This is a genomic window from Lysinibacillus parviboronicapiens, from assembly GCF_003049605.2.
GTDB classification, from domain to species: domain Bacteria; phylum Bacillota; class Bacilli; order Bacillales_A; family Planococcaceae; genus Lysinibacillus; species Lysinibacillus parviboronicapiens.
In genome coordinates this window covers 4,708,696-4,730,880 of sequence record NZ_CP073713.1, presented here as the reverse complement: position 1 = coordinate 4,730,880, position 22,185 = coordinate 4,708,696, and the positions used below count along the sequence as shown (strand labels likewise).

Genomic DNA, 22,185 nt, shown 5'->3' with positions numbered 1-22,185 from the left:
CTGTAACACTTCTTTTACTTACTTGGTCACATCATTGAAATATATTTTTGATAGCTTAACAAATGATACAAAATAATACAAGTATTTCATAGAGCAAGCCCTTATTATTTTCCCGGAAATAAAATACATAAGCCATTTTTAATTATAAATTGACTGTTAATATTTCCTGCACGAGGGGTATTTTAGATTGTTTTTTTAGAGTCTTTTATATGTAGATGAATCAATTTTCAAAAAAAGGGTGGGTTTTTTATGTCACTAACGATTATTTATACGAAATTTAACAAATTTAAATGATCGTTTTGTACTAACTATCGCTATTAATTAATAGATAATTCTTAAAAAACTAATTATACTGAAAAATCACTCTAGACTAAATTTAAAGAATGTTTTACAATGTAAAAGGCTTAAATGAATAATATTTAGTTTCAAAATTAGATAGTTATAAATAATTATTTTTGCTATTGAGGAAATGCATTTAATTGTTTATAATTATCTGAAATATCTAATATTTGAGAATTTTCAGGGGGAATTAATTATGAAAGAGAACAAAAAGCTTAAAAAGTTCGGTTCACTTCTAGTCGCTTCTTCACTTCTTGCTGGCGTACTTGCTGGTTGCGGTGCAGGCGACGATTCGACAAGTTCAGGAGGCGGATCATCATCAGGTGGTGGGTCATCTGACGGTGATACTATTAAAATAGGTGCTAACTTAGAGCTTTCAGGAAACGTAGCATCATATGGATCTTCAATTGGTGTGGGTGCAGAGCTGGCGGTTAAAGAAATTAATGATGCTGGCGGTATTGATGGTAAGAAAATCGAGCTTATTAAAGTAGATAACAAATCAGAGAACTCCGAGGCAACTGCTGCTGCTATTAAATTAGCAACACAAGATAAAGTAGTAGCAATGCTAGCGCCAGCTACTTCTGGTAACACAGTAGCAACAGTACAAATTGCGAATAACAACAAAATTCCAATCGTTACTGGGTCAGGTACGGCACCAAATATCACAGTGAATGATGATGGTAGTGTCAATGAATATGCATTCCGTACATGCTTCATCGACCCGTTCCAAGGGATCGTAGCAGCAAACTTTGCGGCTGGAGAACTTGATGCGAAAAATGTAGCTATTTTTGCAGATAATGCTTCTGACTATGCAAAAGGTTTAGCAAAGTCATTTAAAGAAACGATTACTAAAAATGGCGGTACCGTTGTTAAAGAGGAAGCTTATGTGGCAAAAGATACAGACTTCCGTACACAATTAACGAATATTAAAGCAGCCAACCCTGACTTCATCTTTATCCCTGGATACTATGAAGAGGTTGGATTGATTGTAAAACAAGCACGTGAAATGGGTATTACAGTACCGCTTATGGGGGCTGATGGTTGGGATTCTCCAACTTTAGTAGAGTTAGCTGGGGCAGATGCGCTTAATAATACGTTTATCACCAACCACTATTCTGCAGAAGATCCTGATCAAAAAATCCAAGATTTTGTAACAGCATTTAAAGCAGCTAACAGTGACAAAGCACCAGATGCATTCAATGCACTTGGCTATGACACTATTTACTATATTGCAGATGCTATCAAGCGCGCAGGTTCTACTGATGGCGAAGCAATTAAAAATCAATTAGCGGAAACAAAAGACCTGTCATTAGTAACAGGTACATTCTCAGTTGACGAAAACCATAACCCAATTAAAACAGCAACAGTTCTTGAATTTAAAGACGGTAAACAAGTGTTCAACTCTAAAGTAAATCCTTAACTTTTGGCAAGGGGGGAGGCGGGCAAACTCGCCTTCCCTTTTTATGCTTCATAGACAACTAGACTGATAAAAAAGCATAGATTCTAGCATAAGGAATCGGAAATAACTGTTTACGAGGGACACGAGTTTTTCTGCATTCACTAAATTATGTAGAAATACGTCCCGTTTTTGCATTCCTCAAAAAATTTAAAAGGAGTGAACGCTCATGGAATGGATACAGCAGCTTGTGAATGGTATTTCACTCGGTAGTATATACGCGTTAATAGCGTTAGGGTATACGATGGTATACGGTATTATAAAGCTAATTAACTTTGCCCACGGTGATGTTTTTATGATTGGGGCATTTATTGGCTTCTATGCAATTGCTAAATGGGAGCTTGGTTTTTTCCCAGCTTTATTATTGGCAATGGCAATTTGCGCAATCTTTGGTGTGTTAATTGAACGGATTGCATATAAGCGTTTACGAAATGCAACGCGTATTGCTGCATTAATTACAGCGATTGGTGTATCGCTATTAATCGAATATACGACTATTTTCTTTAGAGGTGCGCAACCGGCGGCATATCCTGAAGTATTTAAAAATAGAACATTTGATATCTTTGGGGTTCAAATTAGCAGTACCTCGATTTTAATATTATCTGTCGCTGTCGTACTGATGATTCTTTTACAATTCATCGTACATAAAACAAAAATCGGCAAGGCAATGCGTGCAGTATCACATGATGCAGATGCAGCTCGTCTGATGGGTATTAATGTGGATAATACAATTTCAGCGACATTCGCAATTGGTTCTGCTTTAGCAGGTGCTGCTGGTGTTATCTTCGGCGTGTACTATACAAAAATTGATCCATTAATGGGTGTTATTCCTGGGGTTAAGGCGTTCATCGCTGCGGTTCTTGGTGGTATCGGTATTATTCCAGGAGCAATGGTAGGTGGCATGTTATTAGGTGTCGTGGAATCCATGGTAAGTGCACTTGGTTACTCTCTATGGCGCGATGCAGCGGCATTCGTTATTTTAATTTTAATCTTAATCTTCAGACCATCGGGTATCTTTGGTAAAAACGCCCGCGAGAAAGTGTAGGTGAGCGGTAATTATGAAGAAGTCTAAAGTTTTCTGGGGCTATGCTGTATTAGCGCTAGTCATCTATGCAATTATACAGGTGCTTATTACAACCGGCACTATTGATATTTACTATCAAAATATGTTAATCACAATGTGTATTAACATCATGCTTGCAGTCAGCTTGCACATTGTAATTGGGGTTACTGGTCAATTTTCTATAGGGCATGCAGGTTTCTTAGCGGTGGGTGCGTATATCTCAGCTATTATTACAACAAAGCTCATGCTGCCATTTCCATTAGCTATTTTCTTAGGGGCGCTTGCAGCAGCAGTAGCTGGTTTAATCGTAGGTATTCCAACGCTACGCTTAAAAGGGGACTATTTAGCAATCGCAACGCTCGGCTTCGCAGAAATTATTCGTATAGTATTTTTAAATACGGATTATGTAGGTGGCGCAGCGGGCATGCAGGTTAAGTACTTATCGACTTGGACTTATGCATTTGTAGGCGTGGTGTTAACAATTTTAGTGATTACAAACTTTACAAAATCGCGTCATGGTCGTGCATGTATTTCAATACGTGAAGATGAGATTGCGGCGGACGCAATGGGTATTAACACAACCTACTATAAAGTTGTAGCATTTGCGATTGGTTCATTCTTCGCAGGTCTTGCAGGGGCCATTTTTGCACATAACTTCTACATTATTCAACCAACAACGTTTGGTTTCTTAAAATCATTTGATATTTTAATTTACGTGGTACTTGGTGGTTTAGGCAGTCTTTCTGGTTCTGTTATTGCGGCGATTTTCTTAACGTTCGTTTCAACATACCTGGCGAACTTCCCAGAAACACGCATGATTATTTACAGTTTGGTTTTAATCATTGTCATGCTATACCGTCCTAAAGGATTAATGGGGACAAAAGAAATTACAGACTTATTCAAGTTTGGTAAAAAAGGAGGTACAAAATAATGACTGGAAACCTTCTTATCAAAGTTGAAAACATGGGCATTCAATTCGGTGGTTTAAAGGCTGTACAGGGCGTTAATATGTACCTGAATCACGGTGAATTGGTCGGCCTTATAGGGCCAAATGGTGCTGGTAAAACGACAAGCTTTAATATGCTGACAGGGGTGTATACGCCTACAGAAGGTACCATAACATTTGATGGAAAAATAATTAACGGACTTGCACCTTACCAAGTTACACAAAAAGGAATTAGCCGGACGTTCCAAAATATCCGTCTATTTAAAGAGTTATCAGTTTTAGATAATGTAAAAGTAGCAAACCATTCGCTTGCGAAACACTCCATGTGGGCATCAATTTTCCGTTTGCCAAGTCACTTTAAAGGGGAAGTGGAGATGGAACAGCAATCCTTTGAGTTCTTAAAGATCTTTGGTTTAGACATTTATAAAGATGAGCTTGCGAAAAACTTACCATATGGCATGCAACGTCGACTAGAAATTGCACGTGCATTAGCGGCAAATCCGAAGTTACTATTACTGGATGAGCCAGCGGCAGGGATGAACCCACAAGAAACACACGATCTAATGGAGTTAATTGCATTCATTCGTAAAGAGTTCGGTTTAACCATACTGCTAATCGAACATGATATGAGCTTAGTAATGGGGATTTGCGAACGTATTTACGTACTCGATCACGGTCAATTAATTGCAGATGGGACACCAGAGGAAATTCGCAACAATCCAAAGGTAATTGAAGCTTACCTAGGTGAGGAGGTTATCAGCTAATGCTAAAAGTACAAAATATTGATGTATTCTACGGAAACATCCAAGCATTAAAGGGCCTCTCTTTAGAAGTAAACGAGGGTGAGATTGTAACGTTAATCGGTGCAAACGGTGCTGGTAAAAGTACATTATTAAAAACATTGTCAGGCCTACTAAAACCAAAGGGCGGAATTATCGAATATGAAGGCTTCTCGATTGCGGGGAAGGCTGCACAAACGATTGTAAAATCAGGTATTTCACATGTACCAGAAGGCCGTCGCGTATTCGCCAATATGTCAGTAGAGGAAAATCTAGAGCTTGGCGCATACCTTCGTAATGATAAAGCGGGTATTAAAAAGGATATGAATCATGTATTTGAGCTATTTCCTCGTCTTGAAGAACGTCGTAAGCAGCAATCAGGTACATTATCCGGTGGAGAGCAACAGATGCTTGCGATGGGCCGAGCTTTAATGGCAAAGCCGAAGTTACTTTTAATGGATGAGCCTTCGATGGGTCTGGCACCATTAATGGTGAAGAACATCTTCAATATTATTGAAAAGGTCAATAAAGAAGGTACAACAGTACTTCTTGTGGAGCAGAATGCAAATATGGCGCTATCAGTAGCGGACCGTGCATATGTACTTGAAACAGGTCGAATTGTTCTATCTGGTACAGCAAAAGAACTACAAGAAAGTGAGCAAGTAAAAGCAGCATATTTGGGTGGTCTGTAATAGAAAAGGAGGTGTCTCGAATTCATTTGAGATACCTCCTTTCGTTTTTTGAAATGGCAACGTGACGGATAGAACGGCGAAAATGATGAATAGAGTAGCTAAAACAACGGATAGCGCTAGCGCCTGACCTAAATTTTTTGGTAAGGTGGGAGAAAGGAGTGAGGTATATGCAGTATTCAGCACAATATTTTATTGATAAATTAAATTTAGCAGAGCATCCAGAGGGAGGTTACTATATTTCTTCATTTAGATCTGCTGAAGAAATGGCTGTAAGGGATGTAAAAAGACCAATTTATACGAGCATTTATTTTTTACTACGTTCACAGGATATATCCCATTTACATCGATTAAAATCAGATGAGCTTTGGTATTACCATGCTGGAAGTCCATTAACTGTCCATATGGTATACCCTGATGGTTCATATGAAGCCAAAAAGCTAGGATTAAATATGGAGGCAGGGGAGGTACCGCAAGTGGCTGTACCAAAAAACACAATTTTTGGCTCGTCTGTAGAGGATGCTAATACATTTAGTTTAGTAGGTTGTATGGTGGCTCCGGGCTTTGATTTTACAGATTTTGAATTGTTTACACAAGATGAGCTCCTTGCAGATTATCCGCAGCATGAAGCTGTCATTCGCAAAATGGCTTACAAGGCAATTAAATAACAAAAAGCCGACTCGAAGTACTTTGAGTTGGCTTTTTGTTGCGCGTTAAACAAACTTAGCGTGAAAGAATGTTGAAATTAACTGCTTTTTACTGATTGAACGACCTTATGAATTACCACAAAATTTCTTCTGGGTAGTTTGCATTAATTTGAATCTCGTGTAGTGCTTTTTTGGTCGTTTTCGCAGCTTCCATCAGCTGCGATTTGAGCGCTATATATTCATCGTCTTCAAGCATTAATCGAAGAGCGAAGGCTGCTAAATGAGCCTTGCGTTCCTCGGTATTCAAATCTATGTATTCTAAATTCAGTATGTCTACATATTGTGTAGCGTAACGGAAAGTTAAAGGGCTTTTCGTATGAAGCATTCTTAAAAATACTAAATATTCATCATCCTCAAGCTCCTGCTCTAAGCACTCAGCAACGGTCGCTTGGAATTTACGAATAGTTGCAATATAAATATTCCACTCTGAAGAATCGATTAGCTCCTGGTGCAAGCGGATAAAATCATTTAAGGCAATGGCTGTAAAAATAAGCTCCGGCCAAAGCACCTCCGTTACATAATAGACATTTTTATTTGGAAAAATGATTTTATGGTGAGTAAGGACACTTTTCGTAAGTCCATTACTAACAAATTCAAGCTGATGGTCGCCTTGTGCCGCATGGCGAAGATTGTAGCAAATACCAAGGATTCGCTGCCGCGCACCTTGGTAATCGTAATATCTATTTTCATCTCCAGTTACTTTATAAATCGCATTTATGAGTTGATCTAAATCCCAAAAGTCCCCACTAATCCGTGCTCCTGTCAGTTGTTCGGTACTTTGAATGGAAAGCATGGCTCTATCCCCCTTAACTGCTTTATTTCGGTGTGTAATTAAGTAGTTTGAATAGTTCTGTTCGTTCTTTGTCAGTTAAATCACGCCACTGTCCAATCTTTAGATTACCGAGCTTAATATTCATAATACGAATACGTTGTAGCCTTTTGACAGAGTAGCCAAGTGTGGAACACATACGGCGAATTTGGCGATTTAAACCTTGCTCTAAAATAATTTTAAATACTTTATCGGAAATTTTTTCAACATCGCAAGGTAGAGTGGTTGTATCTAAAATATCAACACCTGCCCCCATTTTTGTGATAAATTGCTCTGTAATCGGCTTATCGACTTGAACAATATATTCTTTTTCGTGATGGTTTTCTGCACGTAATATTTTGTTTACAACATCACCATCATTTGTCAGCAATAATAATCCCTCGGATTCTTTATCGAGACGCCCAATATGAAAAATGCGCAAAGGGTGATTAACAAAGTCAACGACATTTCCTTTTATATGTTGCTCAGTTGTACTTGTAATGCCCACTGGTTTGTTTAACACAATATATACCAGTTGTTCTTCTTTCTTTACCTCTTTGCCGTCTACACAAACTAGATCACCTGCTTCGACTTGACTTCCTACTGTTGCAAGCTCCCCGTTAATGGTTACCTTACCTTCCTCTACCCATTTATCAGCACCGCGTCGTGATACAATACCAGTTTCACTCAAATATTTATTAATACGCATACAGTTCTCCTATACATTAATATTACTTTAAGTATACATTATCGTTAGATACACCGTGAATTCTAGATGCTTTTCTAGCAAAAATAATTTCATTGGAAAATATTTTATAAAAAGTTGAAATTATTTTTCTTTTCTGACAGTATATTGTGTAAGAGGGTTTCTATGAAAATATCGTTATTTCGATATAAAATAGCGATTTTTATAGATATTTTCTCATTATTTTGTGTAAAGGGGAGAAGTAAAATGGTTTATGCATTTCCAAACACTGAAGGATCGGTAGTTCAATTCAAGGAAAAATATGATAATTACATTGGTGGAGAATGGACACCCCCGGTGAAAGGCCAATACTTTGATAATGTTACTCCTGTTACTGGACAAGTTTTTACACAAGCAGCGCGTTCAACTGCTGAGGATATTGAACATGCACTTGATGCAGCACATGCGGCAAAAGATGCATGGGGCCAAACATCTGCAACAGAGCGTGCAAACATTTTACTTAAAATAGCAGACCGTATTGAACAAAACTTAGAAAAATTAGCCGTTGCCGAAACATGGGATAACGGAAAAGCGGTACGTGAAACATTGAATGCAGATATCCCTCTAGCAATTGATCATTTCCGTTATTTCGCGGGAGCTTTACGGGCACAAGAAGGCTCGTTAAGTCAAATTGATAATGATACAGTTGCTTATCACTTCCATGAGCCAATTGGGGTAGTCGGTCAAATTATCCCTTGGAACTTCCCGTTACTAATGGCTGTGTGGAAGCTAGCACCAGCACTTGCTGCCGGAAACTGTGTAGTGTTAAAGCCAGCTGAGCAAACACCAGCTTCTATTATGGTATTAGTTGAACTAATTGGTGATTTATTGCCACCAGGTGTACTAAATGTTGTGAATGGTTTTGGTTTAGAAGCAGGGAAACCACTTGCATCCAATCCACGTATTGGCAAAATTGCCTTTACAGGTGAAACAACAACAGGTCGTTTAATTATGCAATATGCTTCACAAAACCTTATTCCCGTTACGTTAGAATTGGGCGGAAAATCACCAAATATTTTCTTCGAAGATATTATGGATGAAGATGATGCCTTTTTAGATAAAGCAGTGGAAGGCTTTGTATTATTTGCTCTTAACCAAGGAGAAGTATGTACATGTCCTTCCCGTGCATTAATTCAAGAATCAATTTACGATAAGTTTATGGAACGTGTACTACACCGCGTAGAAGCCATTAAAGTTGGAAACCCACTGGACCCGAATACGATGATGGGTGCACAGGCTTCAAGTGAGCAAATGGAAAAAATCCTTTCTTATTTAGATATTGGTAAACAGGAGGGCGCTGAGTGTCTGATTGGCGGTGAGAAAAATAATGTAGGTGAAGGCTTTGAAAACGGCTACTACGTTAAGCCAACTGTCTTCAAAGGACATAACAAAATGCGTATTTTCCAAGAGGAGATCTTTGGGCCAGTTGTTGCAGTAACAACATTTAAAACCAAAGAAGAAGCGTTAGAAATTGCAAACGACACATTATACGGTTTAGGGTCTGGTATTTGGACACGTGATATGAATACTGCATATCGTTTCGGTCGAGGTATTCAAGCAGGACGTGTTTGGACAAACTGCTACCATGCCTACCCAGCACATGCTGCATTCGGTGGCTACAAAATGTCAGGCATCGGTCGTGAAACACATAAGATGATGCTATCACATTACCAACAAACGAAAAACTTATTAGTTAGCTACAGCGAAAACAAACTAGGTTTCTTCTAATCAGTAAGGAGGTGCGAAGGCGTGGTTGAACGTGTATTGGCAACAGAAGAAGCGCTAGCACTAATCGAATTATTGACAGAAAAACATGGACCGGTTATGTTTCATCAGTCAGGTGGCTGCTGTGATGGGTCCTCTCCAATGTGTTATCCGGAGGGAGACCTAATACTGGGTGACCAAGATGTATGTCTCGGTGAGATTGGTGGTGCGCCATTTTATATGCATAAGAACCAATATGATTATTGGAAGCACACACAAATTATTTTAGACGTTGTAGACGGTAGAGGTGGTATGTTCTCACTTGAAGGCGTTGAAGGTAAACGGTTTTTAACAAGATCAAGGGCTTTTTCCACAGCAGAGTTAAAAGAATTGGGCTTGATTCAGTAATGTTTCACAAACGTTTTATTGTACAGGAAGTAGTACGTTAAGGTGTAATAGTCTGAAAATTAAAAAACAGCGAAAAAACCATTGAAGTTTTTCGCTGTTTTTCTATGCTAATTTTTCTGAAAGAGTTTATGTAAATTAATATTATTTTGAGAGTTACGTAATAGTAAAAAAAGCTGTATTCGATCTTGTAAGGTTTCAGTGAATAACGATTTTTTAGTCGTCCGTTCAATCATCATAATCCCCCATTAAATATTGATTTATTTTTATTAAACCATATAAAACCTAGTCACATACATTAATTTAAGTTTACTTTTTATGTTAATTGTTACAAAATGATTGAATCTTTTCGACAAAATATTACGTAAATAGTAAAAAGGAGCGTGTGAAAGATGGATATTGTTATAATTGAAAACCAATTTACACAAACGGTGGAGGACATAGCGAAGGTTGCTGGCTGGTCAGTTGATCGAAAAATCGTATTAGCTATTGCCAGTACATATGTAGCGACAGGCAAAACCTTTGACGCGCTAAAATATAAAGAAGTGTTACAAGAGATAAAGAAGCAAACGTCTTGGATGTCTCCACTAAGAACGACCATAGGGTACAGTATAGCTGCTAACATAATGGAACAGGATGATATCGAGCAAGCGGTAAAAAATATACTTGTAAACGAAAAAATATTAAAAGAAGCAAAATTTAAAAGCGGGAATTTTAATTTTATAGGTGCTCAGTTTCTAACAAAAATCGAAAGTGAGAAAAAAGCCCACGCACAAACAGCACGTGCATTGTATGAAGCGATTCGCAAACATCATCGATTTTTAACCTCTTTTGATGATATTCCCTATGCAGTATTATTAAGTAACCCAACAGATGACGTTGTCCTACGTGCTGAAACAATGAATCGTTATTATAAAGAGTTACGTTCGTATTATTTCAATGCAGGCAATGAATTACAATGGCTATCACAGGTACTGACGTTTTTATCTCCACAATATGATAATAACCTTGTGCCAAGTGTTGGTACTATTCGTGACACATTAAAAAAACAAGATGTAAAAGTAAAAACAATGCACTATCCATTATTGGGATTCTTAGCAATTCTTCAAGTGAATAATGCGCAAATACTGCAAATTACGGATTTGTACCATGAATTAAAGGGTATGAAATTATTAAAATGGCATCGTGAATTTGTGCTGTTTATGGCAATACAAATTGCTATTTTTGATATGGCGAAGGTGCAACAATCATTATCAATGTCCATCATGGCATCTATCGAGTTATTAATACAAGCGCAGCAGGCTGCAATGATGGCGGCAGTTACGGCTGCTGCTGTGGCATCAAATTCGGGCTCTTCGTGATAAACTAATGAAGAAAATTATTTTTCGGAGGTGCTTTTGAAGATGAAGGAAACAATGCTTTGGATAAATGGCCAGTGGCAAGACACAAAGGAATCATATGATTTAAAATCACCCTATAGCGGTGAGGTGATTGCAAAGATTGCAAAGGCATCCGTTCAAGATGTTGAACGAGCAATAGAAGGTGCACAGGACGCATTTCTATCGTTCAGGAAAACAACAGCCTATGAACGTGCCGAAATTTTATATAAAGTGGTCGACATTATGCGACATCGTCAAGAAGAATTAGCGGAGATTTTAGCGCAAGAGGCGGGAAAACCTTTATCGGCAAGCTCAGCTGAAATTGACCGTACAATAGCGACATATCAATTCGCCGCTGAGGGAGCAAAGCAAACAATGGGTGAAACTGTGCCTATGGATGCTGCACCAGGGGCTGGAGACCGCATTGGCTGGACTAAGCGTGAGCCACTTGGTGTGATTTCTGCTATTACACCTTTTAATTTTCCATTTAACTTAGTAGCACATAAATTAGGTCCAGCTTTTGCAGTAGGTAATACAGTGGTGTTAAAGCCCGCAACCCAAACGCCGTTAAGTGCAATCGTGATGGCGGAAATTTTTCAAGAAGCAGGTCTACCAGCGGGTGCATTACAAATTGTTACTGGTAGTGGAGGAGAGTTAAGTGATACCCTCGTGACACATCCGTTTGTTAAGAAGGTGACATTCACTGGAAGTGGCAAGGTTGGACTGAGCATAAAAGAAAAAGTAGGATTGCGCAAAGTAACATTAGAGCTTGGCTCCAATGCTGCAGTTATTGTCGAGCCGTCGACACCAATAGATAAAATTATAAAGCGGTGTGTCAGCGGCGCGTTTAGCTTTGCTGGACAGGTTTGTATTTCATTGCAGCGCATATATGTTCATGCCTCGATTATTGATGAATTTACGACTGCATTTGTAAAAGAAACTGAAAAATTAATCGTAGGTGATCCACTCAATAAAAATACAGATGTCAGTGCCATGATAAATCCTGGTGAGGTACAACGTATTCGAGAGTGGATTGAGGAAGCAAAGGCGCAAGGAGCTATCATAGCCACAGGTGGAACATTCACAGAACGCACATTAACACCAACCGTTATGACGCATGTGACCGCTGATATGAAGATAGTTTGCCAGGAAACATTCGCACCAATCGTCTCAATTGTTTCATATGAAACATTAGACGACGCTATTCGACTAGTGAATGAGTCGGAACTTGGCTTAAATGCAGGAATATATACGAATGTACTGCCCGATGCATTACGTGCAGCGGATGAATTACAAGCAGGAGCTATTATTATTAACGATATTCCAACTTTCAGAGTTGATAATATGCCATATGGCGGCGTGAAAATGAGTGGTTATGGCCGCGAAGGTATTAAATGGGCAATTGAAGAAATGACAGATATGAAGTTTATTGCCATGAAAAAATCATTCTAGTTTGCATCAAATCTTGTTGTACGATACGATGACGGAAGAACATACATGAAGGGAAGTTACTAGAACTATGACAAACAACGCTGTTCCGATGAGCCAATCACGTACGGTTCAAACGCGTCTCGTATTACCGCCTGATACAAATAATCACAATTCCATTTTTGGTGGGAGAGTGTTAGCTTATATTGATGAAATTGCTGCAATTACAGCGATGAAACATGCAAAAGGGCATGTTGTAACAGCCTCTATTGATTCGGTTGATTTTTTATCTTCAGCTCATGTAGGTGATATTTTAGAAATTGAAAGCATTGTTTCTTCTACGGGGCGTTCTTCCATGGAGGTTTATGTGCGGGTGATTTCACGTAATATTGAAACAGGTGAAGAGAAGCTAACGACGGAATCTTTCGTGACAATGGTAGCAGTAGATGAAAAAGGTAAACCCAAGGCTATTCCGGCCATTATTCCAGAAACTGATGCAGAAAAACGTCTGTTTGAAACAGGCCCTGCACGACGGGAACACCGTAAGCAAAAGCGTGCTTTAGCACATTAAAACAAGAGGGAAATTGACACATGGAGGTCAATTTCCCTTTATTTTTGTAGTAGAGCATTTTAGTTTAGAAGGGGTTAGATATTTAATTCATTCACTACATTAATTAATGAGTCAGATGATGAGGAAACAAGTGTGGCACCTTGTGACAGCTCTGTAATTAAGTTTGAAATGGCAGAAATATCACGAGCGGTATTGACATATTGTTGCTGAATACCTGTAACAGCATCTGCAATATCATTAAATGACTTTGATAAACTCGTTTGTGTATCTACACTATGTTGAATCTTTTGGTCGACATTGATAACAGAACTCGCCATTGTTGTAATATTGCTTTCGGTTTCTTTAATAAGATGCGAAACGTTTTGTACGGCATTTTTTGTTTCCTCAGCAAGTTTACGAACTTCCTCTGCTACGACAGCGAAGCCTTTACCATGCTCACCAGCACGAGCAGCCTCAATGGAAGCATTTAATGCTAATAGATTTGTTTGATCTGCAATACCTGTAACAAGCCCTACAATTTCAGAAATCTTTTGTGAAGATGTACGTAATTGGTTCATCGTCACCTCAAGGCTATTTACACTTTGTAAAATGACATGTATTAAATCATTTTGCTCTTGTAGTTGTTGTTGGCCTCGACTAGATTTTTCCTTCGTATCTTCAACAAAGCTCAAACCTTGCTTTGTTGCTACAGCAATATCATCTGTTTGTGCAGAAATAACCATTAAAGAGGCAGCTGTTTCCTCACTAATAGCATTTAACTCTTCTGCTGTACTTTGAATGGTTGTAACAAGTGAATGTTTTGTTGCATCTGCTGCTGTACGAATGCGTTCTTCTTCTTTTTCGTATGCTTCAATAACAAGCTGCTGCTCAAAGTTAATGATTTTACAGAAAGCATTAATAGCGCGTAGCGCATCATGCTTAGATATATCTAATTCATTGGCAAAGTTTCCAAATGTCGAAGTTAATGATTGAAATGAAGCTATATACCATTTAGATTGTAAACCAATCCGCACATGTGTCTCGGCTATTGACTTTCTTTCGTTAATGTAAGAATCATTAATATGACTTTCGAAAATATCACTTAAATGTTTATGTAATGTAACTTTTAAACGGTCAATTTGTGAAGTTTTATGGATAATATCTAATAAATCCTGGCTTAAACTAATAGCTGCATAAAATTGATCGACCATTTTAGGAATTAAGTCCTTAGCTAAAGGCTGAAGTTGCTTAATTATCGCTAAATCTTCAATTGTTAAATCTAATAACTGCAATTGCTTTTGAAGGTTTGGGTGGCTAGCAATATCTAATTGTACATTATGCTTATAATCTTCGGGTGATAATAAAATTGAGTAGCTAGAATTGTTCTTTTTTGTAAACCAACTCATGGTTGTCTGCTCCATTCTTAATAAATCCATAATAAATATTCATTAAAGTGTCTTCGTATTGCTAGGAATGTAAAGTTGCGAAATATCTGGTATTTACTCTATTCTACTATTTTTAGTGGCAAATATGGTTAAAATTTTAGTTTATTTCTATTTTTTTTGCATTAATTTCAAGGGATTGTCGTTTAAAAGTCATGAAATATTTTTTTCTAGAATAAAAAAGCAATTTGAATTCCACAGGACAAACCTGTAAAATACGAACTGTTTAGTTTAATTAATAATTGTACGTGGAAATATCAACATAATTTGCTAAAAGGAGACATTACATGGAGAAGAAGCGTTTTAAGTTTGTCATCCCTGTCATGGTGGTTGTCGCTATCGGTTCAGTTTATATGTTAAACAATTATTATGCCGAAGTACCGGATTTAGATCAACTTTTAATTACGATTGGCGCAACATTAGTTTCTGGTGTGCTTGCATACTTTTTATTTCCACAGCAAGGGGAAAATAAAATCGATGATCGAGGGCCGTATTAATCATAAAGGGCATCTAGGAAGTTTCTAGATGCCTCTTTATTTGGGTTTAAATAGTTTGAACCAACCTTTGTATTTAAAAAACGACAGCATAAAGATTACGATTAATAGCATAATAGCTAGAACGATAAAGTAGCTATATTGACCATGGAGTTCTGGCATAATATCAAAATTCATTCCGTAAACACCTGCAATAAATGTTAACGGTATAAAGATCGTAGACACAATAGTTAATGTCATCATAATGCCATTCATGCGGCTAGAACTCATCGCCATATAGCTATCCCGCATGTCTGCTGTAAGCTCACGATTAGATTCAACCATCTCTGTAAGTTTGACTAAATGGTCGTGAATATCACCGAAATAGGCTCGTTCGGATTTTTTTAATGCGAAGCGGTAAGAACTTAGGATACGATATAAAAGATCCCGCATTGGTAATATGGTTCTTCGTAAATGCAGTAAGTCACTACGAAATTCAAATACTATCTGCATCGCATTTAAACTGTTTTGATATGTCAGTTCATCTTCAAGTGCATTAAGATGATCTTCGATTGTATAGACAAGTGGGAAATAGCTATCGACAATCTTATCAATTGTCTGATAGGTTAGAAATACAGTGCCACGTTCCCAATTCTTTGGTTGATCTTCTAAAAGCTTTTGCACCTTATCTATTTCAGGCGCCTGGTTTTTATGGAAAGTAACGATAAACTTATCAGAGACAAAGATATTTATTTCCTCAGCTATTAGTGTTTCCTCATTAAGTCTATGAATAACGAAAAAATGATAATCATCATAAAAATCGAGCTTTGGCCGTTGTAAACGCATTAAACAATCTTCAATGGCTAGTGGATGAAAATGAAAAAACGTATCGAGTAATAATTCTTCTGCAGTAGTTGGGCAATTAAAATCAACCCAAAACCATTCAAAATTATTATTTTTAATATCTTCAAGCGGAAATCCTTTTAATAATTGCTGATCTTTCGAAATGCCCATTGTGCGAATCACGGCATTCACCTCAATTCTATTTCTCCTATATAAATGGATGTTAAATCCGCTGCTTCAAACATCCGCAAACGGGGCATTTATGGAAATGTGGTTGTATTTATTCAGTCGATTGTAACCAATTAAATTTATTAATTAAAAGTCGCTATCGGTCGCTAGTTCCTACTGATGGGGATTTCGTTAGGTTTTACTCCGCGAATTTTTATCCCCAACTATTAAGGTTTCTCTTTATAGCATACCCAACCAGCAAATAATGTTGTAGCAAAAAATCTGGACGGCTGTGTGAAGCCTGCTTGTTGTAGCAAAGATAAAATTTCCTCTTCCTGCATAAACGACAGAGCGCGAATGGATTGCTCCATATTAGCCACTTCTACGGCTGAAAGTTTTGTGTGTTGTAGCCAATAGGCACGCCATAAGTCAAACTGTAACTCGGTTTCAGTTGAGTTAAGCAACCCATATTTAGATACAAGGACAAATGGAGCTCCAGGTTTTAAATGCTTCACAATTTCTTTTAATGTCGCAAGTTTCTCTTCATATGTTTCGATAAAATGAAGAACTAGTATACAACTTGCAGCATCAAACTTTGTTGATGGTAGCGATGTTTCAAGTATAGTACCGTGACAAAAGGAAATATTATTAGGTAATGATTTTAAGCGTTCTTCAGCAATCTGTAGCATTGCTTGTGCAGGATCTATCCCCACAAAGGACCAGCGAGGTCTTTGTTCAGCGAACTGTAAGATTTCATTACCGCTTCCTGAGCCAAGTACTAAAAACGTAGCTTCCTCAGGCAAGTTCGCTCGATAAAAGGTTTGTGTTAAACGTAACATTGCATCATAGCTAGGCAATGTACGTCGAATACCTTTTTCATATTCGTTTGCGAGTATGTTATTAAATTCCATCGTGTTATCACATGCCTTTCAAAAAAAATTAGAAAAATTTATATGTGTATGAAACTATTTCGGGTATAGGTCCGTAAATAGTAGTACAAATAGCAAAAGACATTAAAAAGGAAGGTTGATGATATATATGGAAACAAAATGGTCTAAGGTAATCATACATGCTAGTGCGTTTTTTGCACCATTTTTAGTACCGATTTTATTTTTCTTAATTAGTACTGATGAAGAAGTAAAGGGAATCTCTATTCAGGCATTGCTGTTCCAAATTGTAATGTGGGTATTAATTGCAATTGCCGGTATTTTAAGCTTTGTGTTAATCGGTTTACCGTTCTTACTAATTTTCGGTATTATGACTTTTATCGTCCCAATTATCGGTATTGTGAAGGCTATATCTGACGAGCCTTGGCGTTATCCAATTGTTGGTCGCTGGGTATAATTTTTATAGACGCAAGTATATGCTAGGTGCATATGCTTGCGTTTTTTCTATAGGTGGAAAGGGTAGATATAAACATGAATTCTGTAGCACAACTCCCATCCGTGAAGTGTCGTGCCACGATTGCTGATGATAAAACGTACTTTAGGGCATAATGACACTTAATCCTTTTCAATGTGCGTATTAATTGCAATTATTTTCAAGCGTTCTGTATAATATACTCAAAGATAGTCAAAGATAGTCAAAGTCAGTGTAGTTAGCGAGGTGTATTCCTAAATGCGTAATATTTCAGACATCATAGAAGGCTACTTAAAGCAAGTACTTGAATTAGGTGGAGAAGGGCATATTGAAATTAAACGGAGTGAAATTGCTGATAAATTTCAATGTGTACCGTCACAAATAAATTATGTAATTAATACAAGATTTACAGCTGAACGTGGTTACCTTGTTGAAAGTAAACGTGGTGGAGGTGGATACATTCGAATTTTACGTGTCCGTGCAAACTCACAAATTGATTTGATTGATGATGTACTCTTGCAAATTGAAAGTGGGGCATCGCAAACAGTAGCAGAAGATTTAGTTTATCGTTTAATTGACGAGCAGGTAATTTCAAAACGAGAAGCGAAATTAATGTTAGCGGCAGTTGATCGCTCAACATTAGATTTACAACTACCTTTACGGGATAACATTCGTGCGAGAATTCTACGTGCGATGTTAACGACCATTAAATACGAAAAGCAAAAGTAAAGAGGTGATGGAAATGATATGCGAACATTGCAAGCAGCGCAATGCGACAGTAACAGTAACACAAGTTCAAAATAGTCAGAAGGTGGAACATCATTATTGTGACGTCTGCGCTTCGCAGTTCCATCCATTTCATGCGGAGTTTAAGCAAGAACCGGTTTCAATTCAACAACTACTTTCCAATTGGTTCGGCTCACCGACATGGCAACAAAAAGTTGGTGAAAAGCAACAAGCACCAACCCAACAACAAACGTGTCCACACTGTGGATTTACGTATAAGCGCTTTTTAAAAGAGGGCAAATTCGGATGCCCAGGCTGTTATGATTCTTTTGCCGAGCATTTGCCAAAGCTCTTTAACCGTATTCAGGCTGGCCCTCAACATATTGGCAAAATGCCAGGCGCTCATAGCAATGTCTATGTTATAAAAAAACAAATAGAAGATATTCGTAAACGGATGAAAGATGCCGTAGACGAAGAACAGTTTGAAGAGGCAGCGAAGCTTCGTGATGAGGCAAAGGAACTTGAGAGTCAGCTACAATTCGAAGGTGGTGATGTGTCGTGATGATTGAGCCTTTTTTAGAGCGGGCTACGCCTGTATGGATGCAAGTAGAAGATGATTATTCTGATATTGTCATTAGTACACGAATACGCCTTGCTCGGAATTTAGATGGATATCGTTTCCCACTAGTTTTCTCAGAAGATGAAGCACTACAAGTAGAGCAAGCAGTGACACACGCCATTCAGGACAGTCCTAAACTCCATGAAAGGTACTCTTATTTTGCCATAAAAGATTTAACACCATTACAACGACAAATCCTAGTTGAAAAACATTTAATTAGTCCACAGTTAGCGAAAAAAGAGCTAGTCGGCTCCATGCTGCTATCTGAGGATGAATCCATTAGCATTATGGTGAATGAAGAAGACCATTTACGCATTCAATGTATGACAGCAAGTTTTCAACTTCAAAAGGCATACGAACAGGCCAATAAAATTGATCGTGCCTTAGAAGGGGTACTCCCCTATGCATTTCGAGATAATTTTGGCTATTTAACAAGTTGCCCAACGAATATTGGAACAGGATTACGGGCTTCTGTCATGATGCATCTCCCAGTCCTAACATTAACTGGTCAGATGAATCAAATAATAAATGCCATGACACGATTAGGAATGACAGTTAGGGGAATATATGGAGAAGGTAGTGAAAACTTAGGGAATGTTTATCAAGTTTCAAATCAGATTACCTTAGGAAAAACAGAAGATGATATTTTAGCAGACATTCAAAGCGTTGCTGAAAAAATTATTCAAAAAGAGCGGCACGCAAGAGGTAAGTTGATGGATAAGGCGGAACTTGCCTTAGAAGATCGCATTTACCGAGCTTTAGGTACGCTGACGCATGCGCGTATTTTAACGAGTGAGGAAGCGGCAACTTGCTTATCCAATGTACGCCTTGGGGTAGATTTACAATTGATTGACGGCATAAAGGCCGCAACGTTAAATGAATGTATAGTCTGTATGCAACCTGGATTTTTACAGCATTATGCAGGTGAAGCACTGCCACCGTCCGAACGTGATCGGGTACGAGCAAAGATGCTTCGTGAGGCATTATTTCAAGAAAATTTGAGTAAGCCTACTATAGGGGGAAAAGGAGAGGATTCATATGATGTTTAATCGTTTTACACAACGCGCACAAAAAGTATTACAGCTTGCACAGGAAGAGGCTATTCGTTGGAAACACGAATCAATAGGAACTGAGCATATTCTTTTAGGACTTATTCGTGAAGGCGGGGGTATTGCAGCGAAGGCATTAGAAGCCATTGATATTAGCCCTCAAATGATTGAAGCAGGTATTGAAGAACTGGTTGGTAAAGGTACAGAGGATGTTGGGCCAATCGTGCATTATACACCTCGTGCGAAAAAAGTAATTGAACTATCAGTCGATGAATCACGTAAATTAGGTCATTCGTATATCGGTACCGAGCATTTACTATTAGCGTTAATTCGTGAGGGCGAAGGTGTGGCAGCTCGCGTCTTAAACAATGCGGGTGTCGGTTTAAATAAAGCACGTCAGCAAGTATTATTGTTACTTGGTAACAATGACAATGCACAATCTGGACAGCAAGCAGCACAGGCTGCCAATACACCAACACTAGATAGCCTAGCGCGTGATTTAACACAAATTGCACGTGAAGGCTCATTAGACCCGGTAATTGGTCGTAGTAAAGAAATAACGCGTGTTATCGAAGTATTATCGCGCCGTACAAAAAACAACCCTGTTTTAATTGGTGAACCAGGGGTAGGTAAAACGGCGATTGCAGAAGGTTTAGCACAGCAAATCATTAATAATGAAGTGCCAGAAATCCTTCGTGATAAACGAGTAATGACCCTTGATATGGGGACGGTTGTGGCAGGCACAAAATACCGTGGTGAATTTGAGGACCGTTTGAAAAAAGTAATGGATGAGATTCGCCAAGCAGGTAATGTTATCTTATTCATTGATGAATTGCATACATTAATCGGTGCGGGTGGTGCAGAGGGTGCAATTGACGCATCAAATATTTTAAAACCATCTTTAGCACGCGGTGAGCTACAATGTATCGGCGCAACAACATTAGATGAGTATCGTAAATACATTGAAAAGGATGCCGCTTTAGAGCGCCGCTTCCAGCCAATTCAAGTAGATGAGCCAACGGTTGAAGAAGCTATTCAAATTATCCATGGCTTGCGTGATCGTTATGAGGCGCATCATCGTGTAAAAATCACAGATGAAGCTATTGAGGCAGCAGCGAAAATGGGTGATCGCTATATTTCGGATCGCTTTTTACCAGATAAAGCAATTGATTTAATCGATGAAGCAGGTTCTAAAGTACGCTTACGTTCATTTGCAGTGCCACCGAACTTAAAGGCATTGGAAGATAAGCTTGAAAATGTTCGTTCCGAGAAAAATGCAGCTGTTTCTGGTCAAGAATTTGAAAAAGCAGCTTCTTTAAGAGATACAGAGCAAAAGTTAAAAGATGAAATTGAAACAACCCGCAAAACCTGGAAAGAAGAACAGGGTAAAGCTGAATCTAAGGTAACTGTGGATGATGTTGCAGCGGTTGTATCGATGTGGACGGGAATCCCGGTAGCGAAAATCGCACATGAAGAATCAGCAAAACTTTTACAGCTTGAAGAGGAGTTACACAAACGCGTTGTTGGTCAAGGCGAAGCAGTAGAAGCAATCTCTCGTGCAATTCGTCGTGCAAGAGCAGGCTTAAAAGACCCAAAACGACCAATTGGCTCATTCATTTTCCTTGGTCCTACAGGTGTCGGTAAAACAGAGCTAGCAAGAGCGCTTGCTGAGGTAATGTTCGGCGATGAAGATGCGATGATTCGTGTTGACATGTCTGAGTATATGGAGAAACATTCGACTTCACGTTTAGTCGGCTCACCTCCAGGCTATGTCGGCTTTGACGATGGTGGTCAGCTGACAGAGAAAGTTCGCCGTAAACCATATTCTGTCGTATTACTTGATGAAATAGAAAAAGCACATCCAGATGTCTTTAATATCTTATTACAAGTACTTGAAGATGGCCGTTTAACAGATTCTAAAGGTCGTGTGGTTGATTTCCGAAATACGGTTGTTATTATGACATCTAACGTTGGTGCGGATGCATTAAAATATCAAAAAAATCTAGGCTTTAGTTTAGGTGGTTCTGAGTCGAAACATAAAGATATGAAGGGCACTATGTTAGAAGAGTTGAAAAAAGCTTTCCGCCCAGAATTCTTAAATCGTATTGACGAAATGATTGTCTTCCACTCATTAGAAAAAGGACACTTAAAAGAAATCGTATCGATGATGTCAAACGCTTTAACAAAACGTCTAAAAGAACAAGACATTTCGCTTGAGTTAACTGATGCAGCGCTTGAGAAAATCGCGGATGAAGGGTATGATCCACAATATGGTGCCCGCCCAATTCGTCGTGCGCTACAAAAACAAGTGGAAGACCGTCTATCGGAAGAGCTTCTTAAAGGCAATGTTGAAAAAGGAAATCAAGTTATTATCGATTATGTGAACGATGAGTTTGTGGTGAAGAAAAAAGAGGGCGTTTCGATTTCTAAATAATGCCTCAACATATAGAAGTATGGAACTTAAGTACCCACTAAATTTTACTGTATGGAAAGGCAGCGAAGCCATAG

At 38.4% G+C, this 22,185-nt stretch carries 22 protein-coding genes and 1 other annotated feature (1 of these 23 only partly in view); of the genes, 17 read left to right on the top strand and 5 right to left on the bottom strand.

Annotated elements, in window-relative coordinates:
• Positions 1–44 (bottom strand) — a binding site (T-box leader) (it extends 174 nt beyond the left edge of the window).
• Positions 45–535: 491 nt separating this feature from the next.
• From C9J31_RS23015 to C9J31_RS22990, 6 genes are all read left to right on the top strand, one after another.
• A complete protein-coding gene (locus C9J31_RS23015; protein ID WP_107950570.1) occupies positions 536–1,759 on the top strand; it encodes an ABC transporter substrate-binding protein in 1,224 nt (407 codons plus the stop codon).
• Positions 1,760–1,964: 205 nt separating this feature from the next.
• Entirely contained in the window at positions 1,965–2,840 is an 876-nt protein-coding gene (locus C9J31_RS23010) for a branched-chain amino acid ABC transporter permease (RefSeq protein ID WP_054767888.1), read from the top strand.
• 13 nt (positions 2,841–2,853) lie between these two features.
• Positions 2,854–3,789, top strand: a complete 936-nt coding sequence (locus C9J31_RS23005) for a branched-chain amino acid ABC transporter permease (protein WP_107950571.1) — start codon at positions 2,854–2,856, stop codon at positions 3,787–3,789.
• Entirely contained in the window at positions 3,789–4,568 is a 780-nt protein-coding gene (locus C9J31_RS23000) for an ABC transporter ATP-binding protein (RefSeq protein WP_107950572.1), read from the top strand. The genes C9J31_RS23005 and C9J31_RS23000 overlap by 1 nt, the downstream gene beginning before the upstream one ends.
• Complete coding sequence (locus C9J31_RS22995; RefSeq protein ID WP_107925050.1) at positions 4,568–5,275, top strand: ABC transporter ATP-binding protein; 708 nt, start codon at positions 4,568–4,570, stop codon at positions 5,273–5,275. The genes C9J31_RS23000 and C9J31_RS22995 overlap by 1 nt, the downstream gene beginning before the upstream one ends.
• 167 nt (positions 5,276–5,442) lie before the next feature.
• On the top strand, positions 5,443–5,940 hold the full coding sequence (locus tag C9J31_RS22990; RefSeq protein ID WP_107950573.1) for a cupin domain-containing protein: 498 nt from the start codon (positions 5,443–5,445) through the stop codon (positions 5,938–5,940).
• A 112-nt stretch (positions 5,941–6,052) separates the two neighbouring features.
• Here C9J31_RS22990 and C9J31_RS22985 read toward each other — a convergent pair whose 3' ends face one another.
• Together C9J31_RS22985 and rluF are read right to left on the bottom strand one after the other, a co-directional pair.
• Positions 6,053–6,772, bottom strand: coding sequence for a DUF6904 family protein (locus C9J31_RS22985; protein ID WP_107950574.1), 720 nt, complete (start codon positions 6,770–6,772; stop codon positions 6,053–6,055).
• A gap of 22 nt (positions 6,773–6,794) precedes the next feature.
• Entirely contained in the window at positions 6,795–7,496 is a 702-nt protein-coding gene (rluF, locus tag C9J31_RS22980) for a 23S rRNA pseudouridine(2604) synthase RluF (RefSeq protein ID WP_107925054.1), read from the bottom strand.
• A gap of 243 nt (positions 7,497–7,739) precedes the next feature.
• Here rluF and adh point away from each other — a divergent pair, with 243 nt between their 5' ends.
• From adh to C9J31_RS22955, 5 genes are all read left to right on the top strand, one after another.
• Positions 7,740–9,260, top strand: a complete 1,521-nt coding sequence (adh, locus tag C9J31_RS22975) for an aldehyde dehydrogenase (RefSeq protein ID WP_107950575.1) — start codon at positions 7,740–7,742, stop codon at positions 9,258–9,260.
• Positions 9,261–9,281: 21 nt separating this feature from the next.
• Positions 9,282–9,644 (top strand): DUF779 domain-containing protein, encoded by a 363-nt coding sequence (locus tag C9J31_RS22970; RefSeq protein WP_107950576.1) that lies wholly within the window; start codon positions 9,282–9,284, stop codon positions 9,642–9,644.
• Between the two features lie 389 nt (positions 9,645–10,033).
• Positions 10,034–11,002 carry a DUF4003 family protein gene (locus tag C9J31_RS22965; RefSeq protein WP_107950577.1) on the top strand — a complete coding sequence of 323 codons (969 nt, stop codon included), beginning with the start codon at positions 10,034–10,036 and terminating at the stop codon, positions 11,000–11,002.
• 42 nt (positions 11,003–11,044) lie between these two features.
• Entirely contained in the window at positions 11,045–12,472 is a 1,428-nt protein-coding gene (locus C9J31_RS22960; RefSeq protein WP_107925057.1) for an aldehyde dehydrogenase family protein, read from the top strand.
• A gap of 67 nt (positions 12,473–12,539) precedes the next feature.
• Positions 12,540–13,019 carry an acyl-CoA thioesterase gene (locus C9J31_RS22955; RefSeq protein WP_107925058.1) on the top strand — a complete coding sequence of 160 codons (480 nt, stop codon included), beginning with the start codon at positions 12,540–12,542 and terminating at the stop codon, positions 13,017–13,019.
• Between the two features lie 74 nt (positions 13,020–13,093).
• Here C9J31_RS22955 and C9J31_RS22950 read toward each other — a convergent pair whose 3' ends face one another.
• Positions 13,094–14,404 carry a globin-coupled sensor protein gene (locus tag C9J31_RS22950; protein ID WP_107950578.1) on the bottom strand — a complete coding sequence of 437 codons (1,311 nt, stop codon included), beginning with the start codon at positions 14,402–14,404 and terminating at the stop codon, positions 13,094–13,096.
• 323 nt (positions 14,405–14,727) lie between these two features.
• On the opposite strand from C9J31_RS22950, the gene C9J31_RS22945 reads away from it, so the two are divergent.
• Positions 14,728–14,937, top strand: a complete 210-nt coding sequence (locus C9J31_RS22945; RefSeq protein ID WP_054767892.1) for a hypothetical protein — start codon at positions 14,728–14,730, stop codon at positions 14,935–14,937.
• A 36-nt stretch (positions 14,938–14,973) separates the two neighbouring features.
• Here C9J31_RS22945 and corA read toward each other — a convergent pair whose 3' ends face one another.
• Positions 14,974–15,939, bottom strand: a complete 966-nt coding sequence (corA, locus tag C9J31_RS22940) for a magnesium/cobalt transporter CorA (protein ID WP_107925060.1) — start codon at positions 15,937–15,939, stop codon at positions 14,974–14,976.
• Between the two features lie 212 nt (positions 15,940–16,151).
• Complete coding sequence (locus C9J31_RS22935; RefSeq protein WP_107950579.1) at positions 16,152–16,835, bottom strand: class I SAM-dependent methyltransferase; 684 nt, start codon at positions 16,833–16,835, stop codon at positions 16,152–16,154.
• A gap of 127 nt (positions 16,836–16,962) precedes the next feature.
• On the opposite strand from C9J31_RS22935, the gene C9J31_RS22930 reads away from it, so the two are divergent.
• From C9J31_RS22930 to C9J31_RS22910, 5 genes are all read left to right on the top strand, one after another.
• The gene (locus C9J31_RS22930; protein ID WP_107925062.1) at positions 16,963–17,268 is read left to right on the top strand and encodes a DUF4870 domain-containing protein; all 306 of its coding nucleotides are present in this window, start codon (positions 16,963–16,965) and stop codon (positions 17,266–17,268) included.
• Positions 17,269–17,541: 273 nt separating this feature from the next.
• Positions 17,542–18,012 carry a CtsR family transcriptional regulator gene (locus C9J31_RS22925; protein ID WP_054767893.1) on the top strand — a complete coding sequence of 157 codons (471 nt, stop codon included), beginning with the start codon at positions 17,542–17,544 and terminating at the stop codon, positions 18,010–18,012.
• A gap of 13 nt (positions 18,013–18,025) precedes the next feature.
• Positions 18,026–18,571 (top strand): UvrB/UvrC motif-containing protein, encoded by a 546-nt coding sequence (locus C9J31_RS22920; RefSeq protein WP_107925063.1) that lies wholly within the window; start codon positions 18,026–18,028, stop codon positions 18,569–18,571.
• A complete protein-coding gene (mcsB, locus tag C9J31_RS22915; RefSeq protein WP_107925064.1) occupies positions 18,568–19,677 on the top strand; it encodes a protein-arginine kinase McsB in 1,110 nt (369 codons plus the stop codon). Before C9J31_RS22920 ends, mcsB begins: the two co-directional genes overlap by 4 nt.
• Positions 19,667–22,111, top strand: a complete 2,445-nt coding sequence (locus C9J31_RS22910) for an ATP-dependent Clp protease ATP-binding subunit (RefSeq protein WP_107925065.1) — start codon at positions 19,667–19,669, stop codon at positions 22,109–22,111. The genes mcsB and C9J31_RS22910 overlap by 11 nt, the downstream gene beginning before the upstream one ends.
• The last annotated feature ends 74 nt before the right edge of the window (positions 22,112–22,185 follow it).

Bases quoted from the DNA above. Each gene is read 5' to 3' on its own strand.
- C9J31_RS23015 (WP_107950570.1), top strand. From the start codon at position 536: ATGAAAGAGAACAAAAAGCTTAAAAAGTTCGGTTCACTTCTAGTCGCT.
- C9J31_RS22990 (WP_107950573.1), top strand. From the start codon at position 5,443: ATGCAGTATTCAGCACAATATTTTATTGATAAATTAAATTTAGCAGAG.
- C9J31_RS22945 (WP_054767892.1), top strand. From the start codon at position 14,728: ATGGAGAAGAAGCGTTTTAAGTTTGTCATCCCTGTCATGGTGGTTGTC.
- C9J31_RS23010 (WP_054767888.1), top strand. From the start codon at position 1,965: ATGGAATGGATACAGCAGCTTGTGAATGGTATTTCACTCGGTAGTATA.
- C9J31_RS23000 (WP_107950572.1), top strand. From the start codon at position 3,789: ATGACTGGAAACCTTCTTATCAAAGTTGAAAACATGGGCATTCAATTC.
- C9J31_RS22935 (WP_107950579.1), bottom strand. From the start codon at position 16,835: ATGGAATTTAATAACATACTCGCAAACGAATATGAAAAAGGTATTCGA.
- adh (WP_107950575.1), top strand. From the start codon at position 7,740: ATGGTTTATGCATTTCCAAACACTGAAGGATCGGTAGTTCAATTCAAG.
- C9J31_RS22925 (WP_054767893.1), top strand. From the start codon at position 17,542: ATGCGTAATATTTCAGACATCATAGAAGGCTACTTAAAGCAAGTACTT.
- C9J31_RS22960 (WP_107925057.1), top strand. From the start codon at position 11,045: ATGAAGGAAACAATGCTTTGGATAAATGGCCAGTGGCAAGACACAAAG.
- C9J31_RS22955 (WP_107925058.1), top strand. From the start codon at position 12,540: ATGACAAACAACGCTGTTCCGATGAGCCAATCACGTACGGTTCAAACG.
- C9J31_RS22920 (WP_107925063.1), top strand. From the start codon at position 18,026: ATGATATGCGAACATTGCAAGCAGCGCAATGCGACAGTAACAGTAACA.
- C9J31_RS22995 (WP_107925050.1), top strand. From the start codon at position 4,568: ATGCTAAAAGTACAAAATATTGATGTATTCTACGGAAACATCCAAGCA.
- C9J31_RS22930 (WP_107925062.1), top strand. From the start codon at position 16,963: ATGGAAACAAAATGGTCTAAGGTAATCATACATGCTAGTGCGTTTTTT.
- C9J31_RS22910 (WP_107925065.1), top strand. From the start codon at position 19,667: ATGATGTTTAATCGTTTTACACAACGCGCACAAAAAGTATTACAGCTT.
- C9J31_RS22950 (WP_107950578.1), bottom strand. From the start codon at position 14,404: ATGAGTTGGTTTACAAAAAAGAACAATTCTAGCTACTCAATTTTATTA.
- C9J31_RS22985 (WP_107950574.1), bottom strand. From the start codon at position 6,772: ATGCTTTCCATTCAAAGTACCGAACAACTGACAGGAGCACGGATTAGT.
- C9J31_RS22965 (WP_107950577.1), top strand. From the start codon at position 10,034: ATGGATATTGTTATAATTGAAAACCAATTTACACAAACGGTGGAGGAC.
- rluF (WP_107925054.1), bottom strand. From the start codon at position 7,496: ATGCGTATTAATAAATATTTGAGTGAAACTGGTATTGTATCACGACGC.
- C9J31_RS23005 (WP_107950571.1), top strand. From the start codon at position 2,854: ATGAAGAAGTCTAAAGTTTTCTGGGGCTATGCTGTATTAGCGCTAGTC.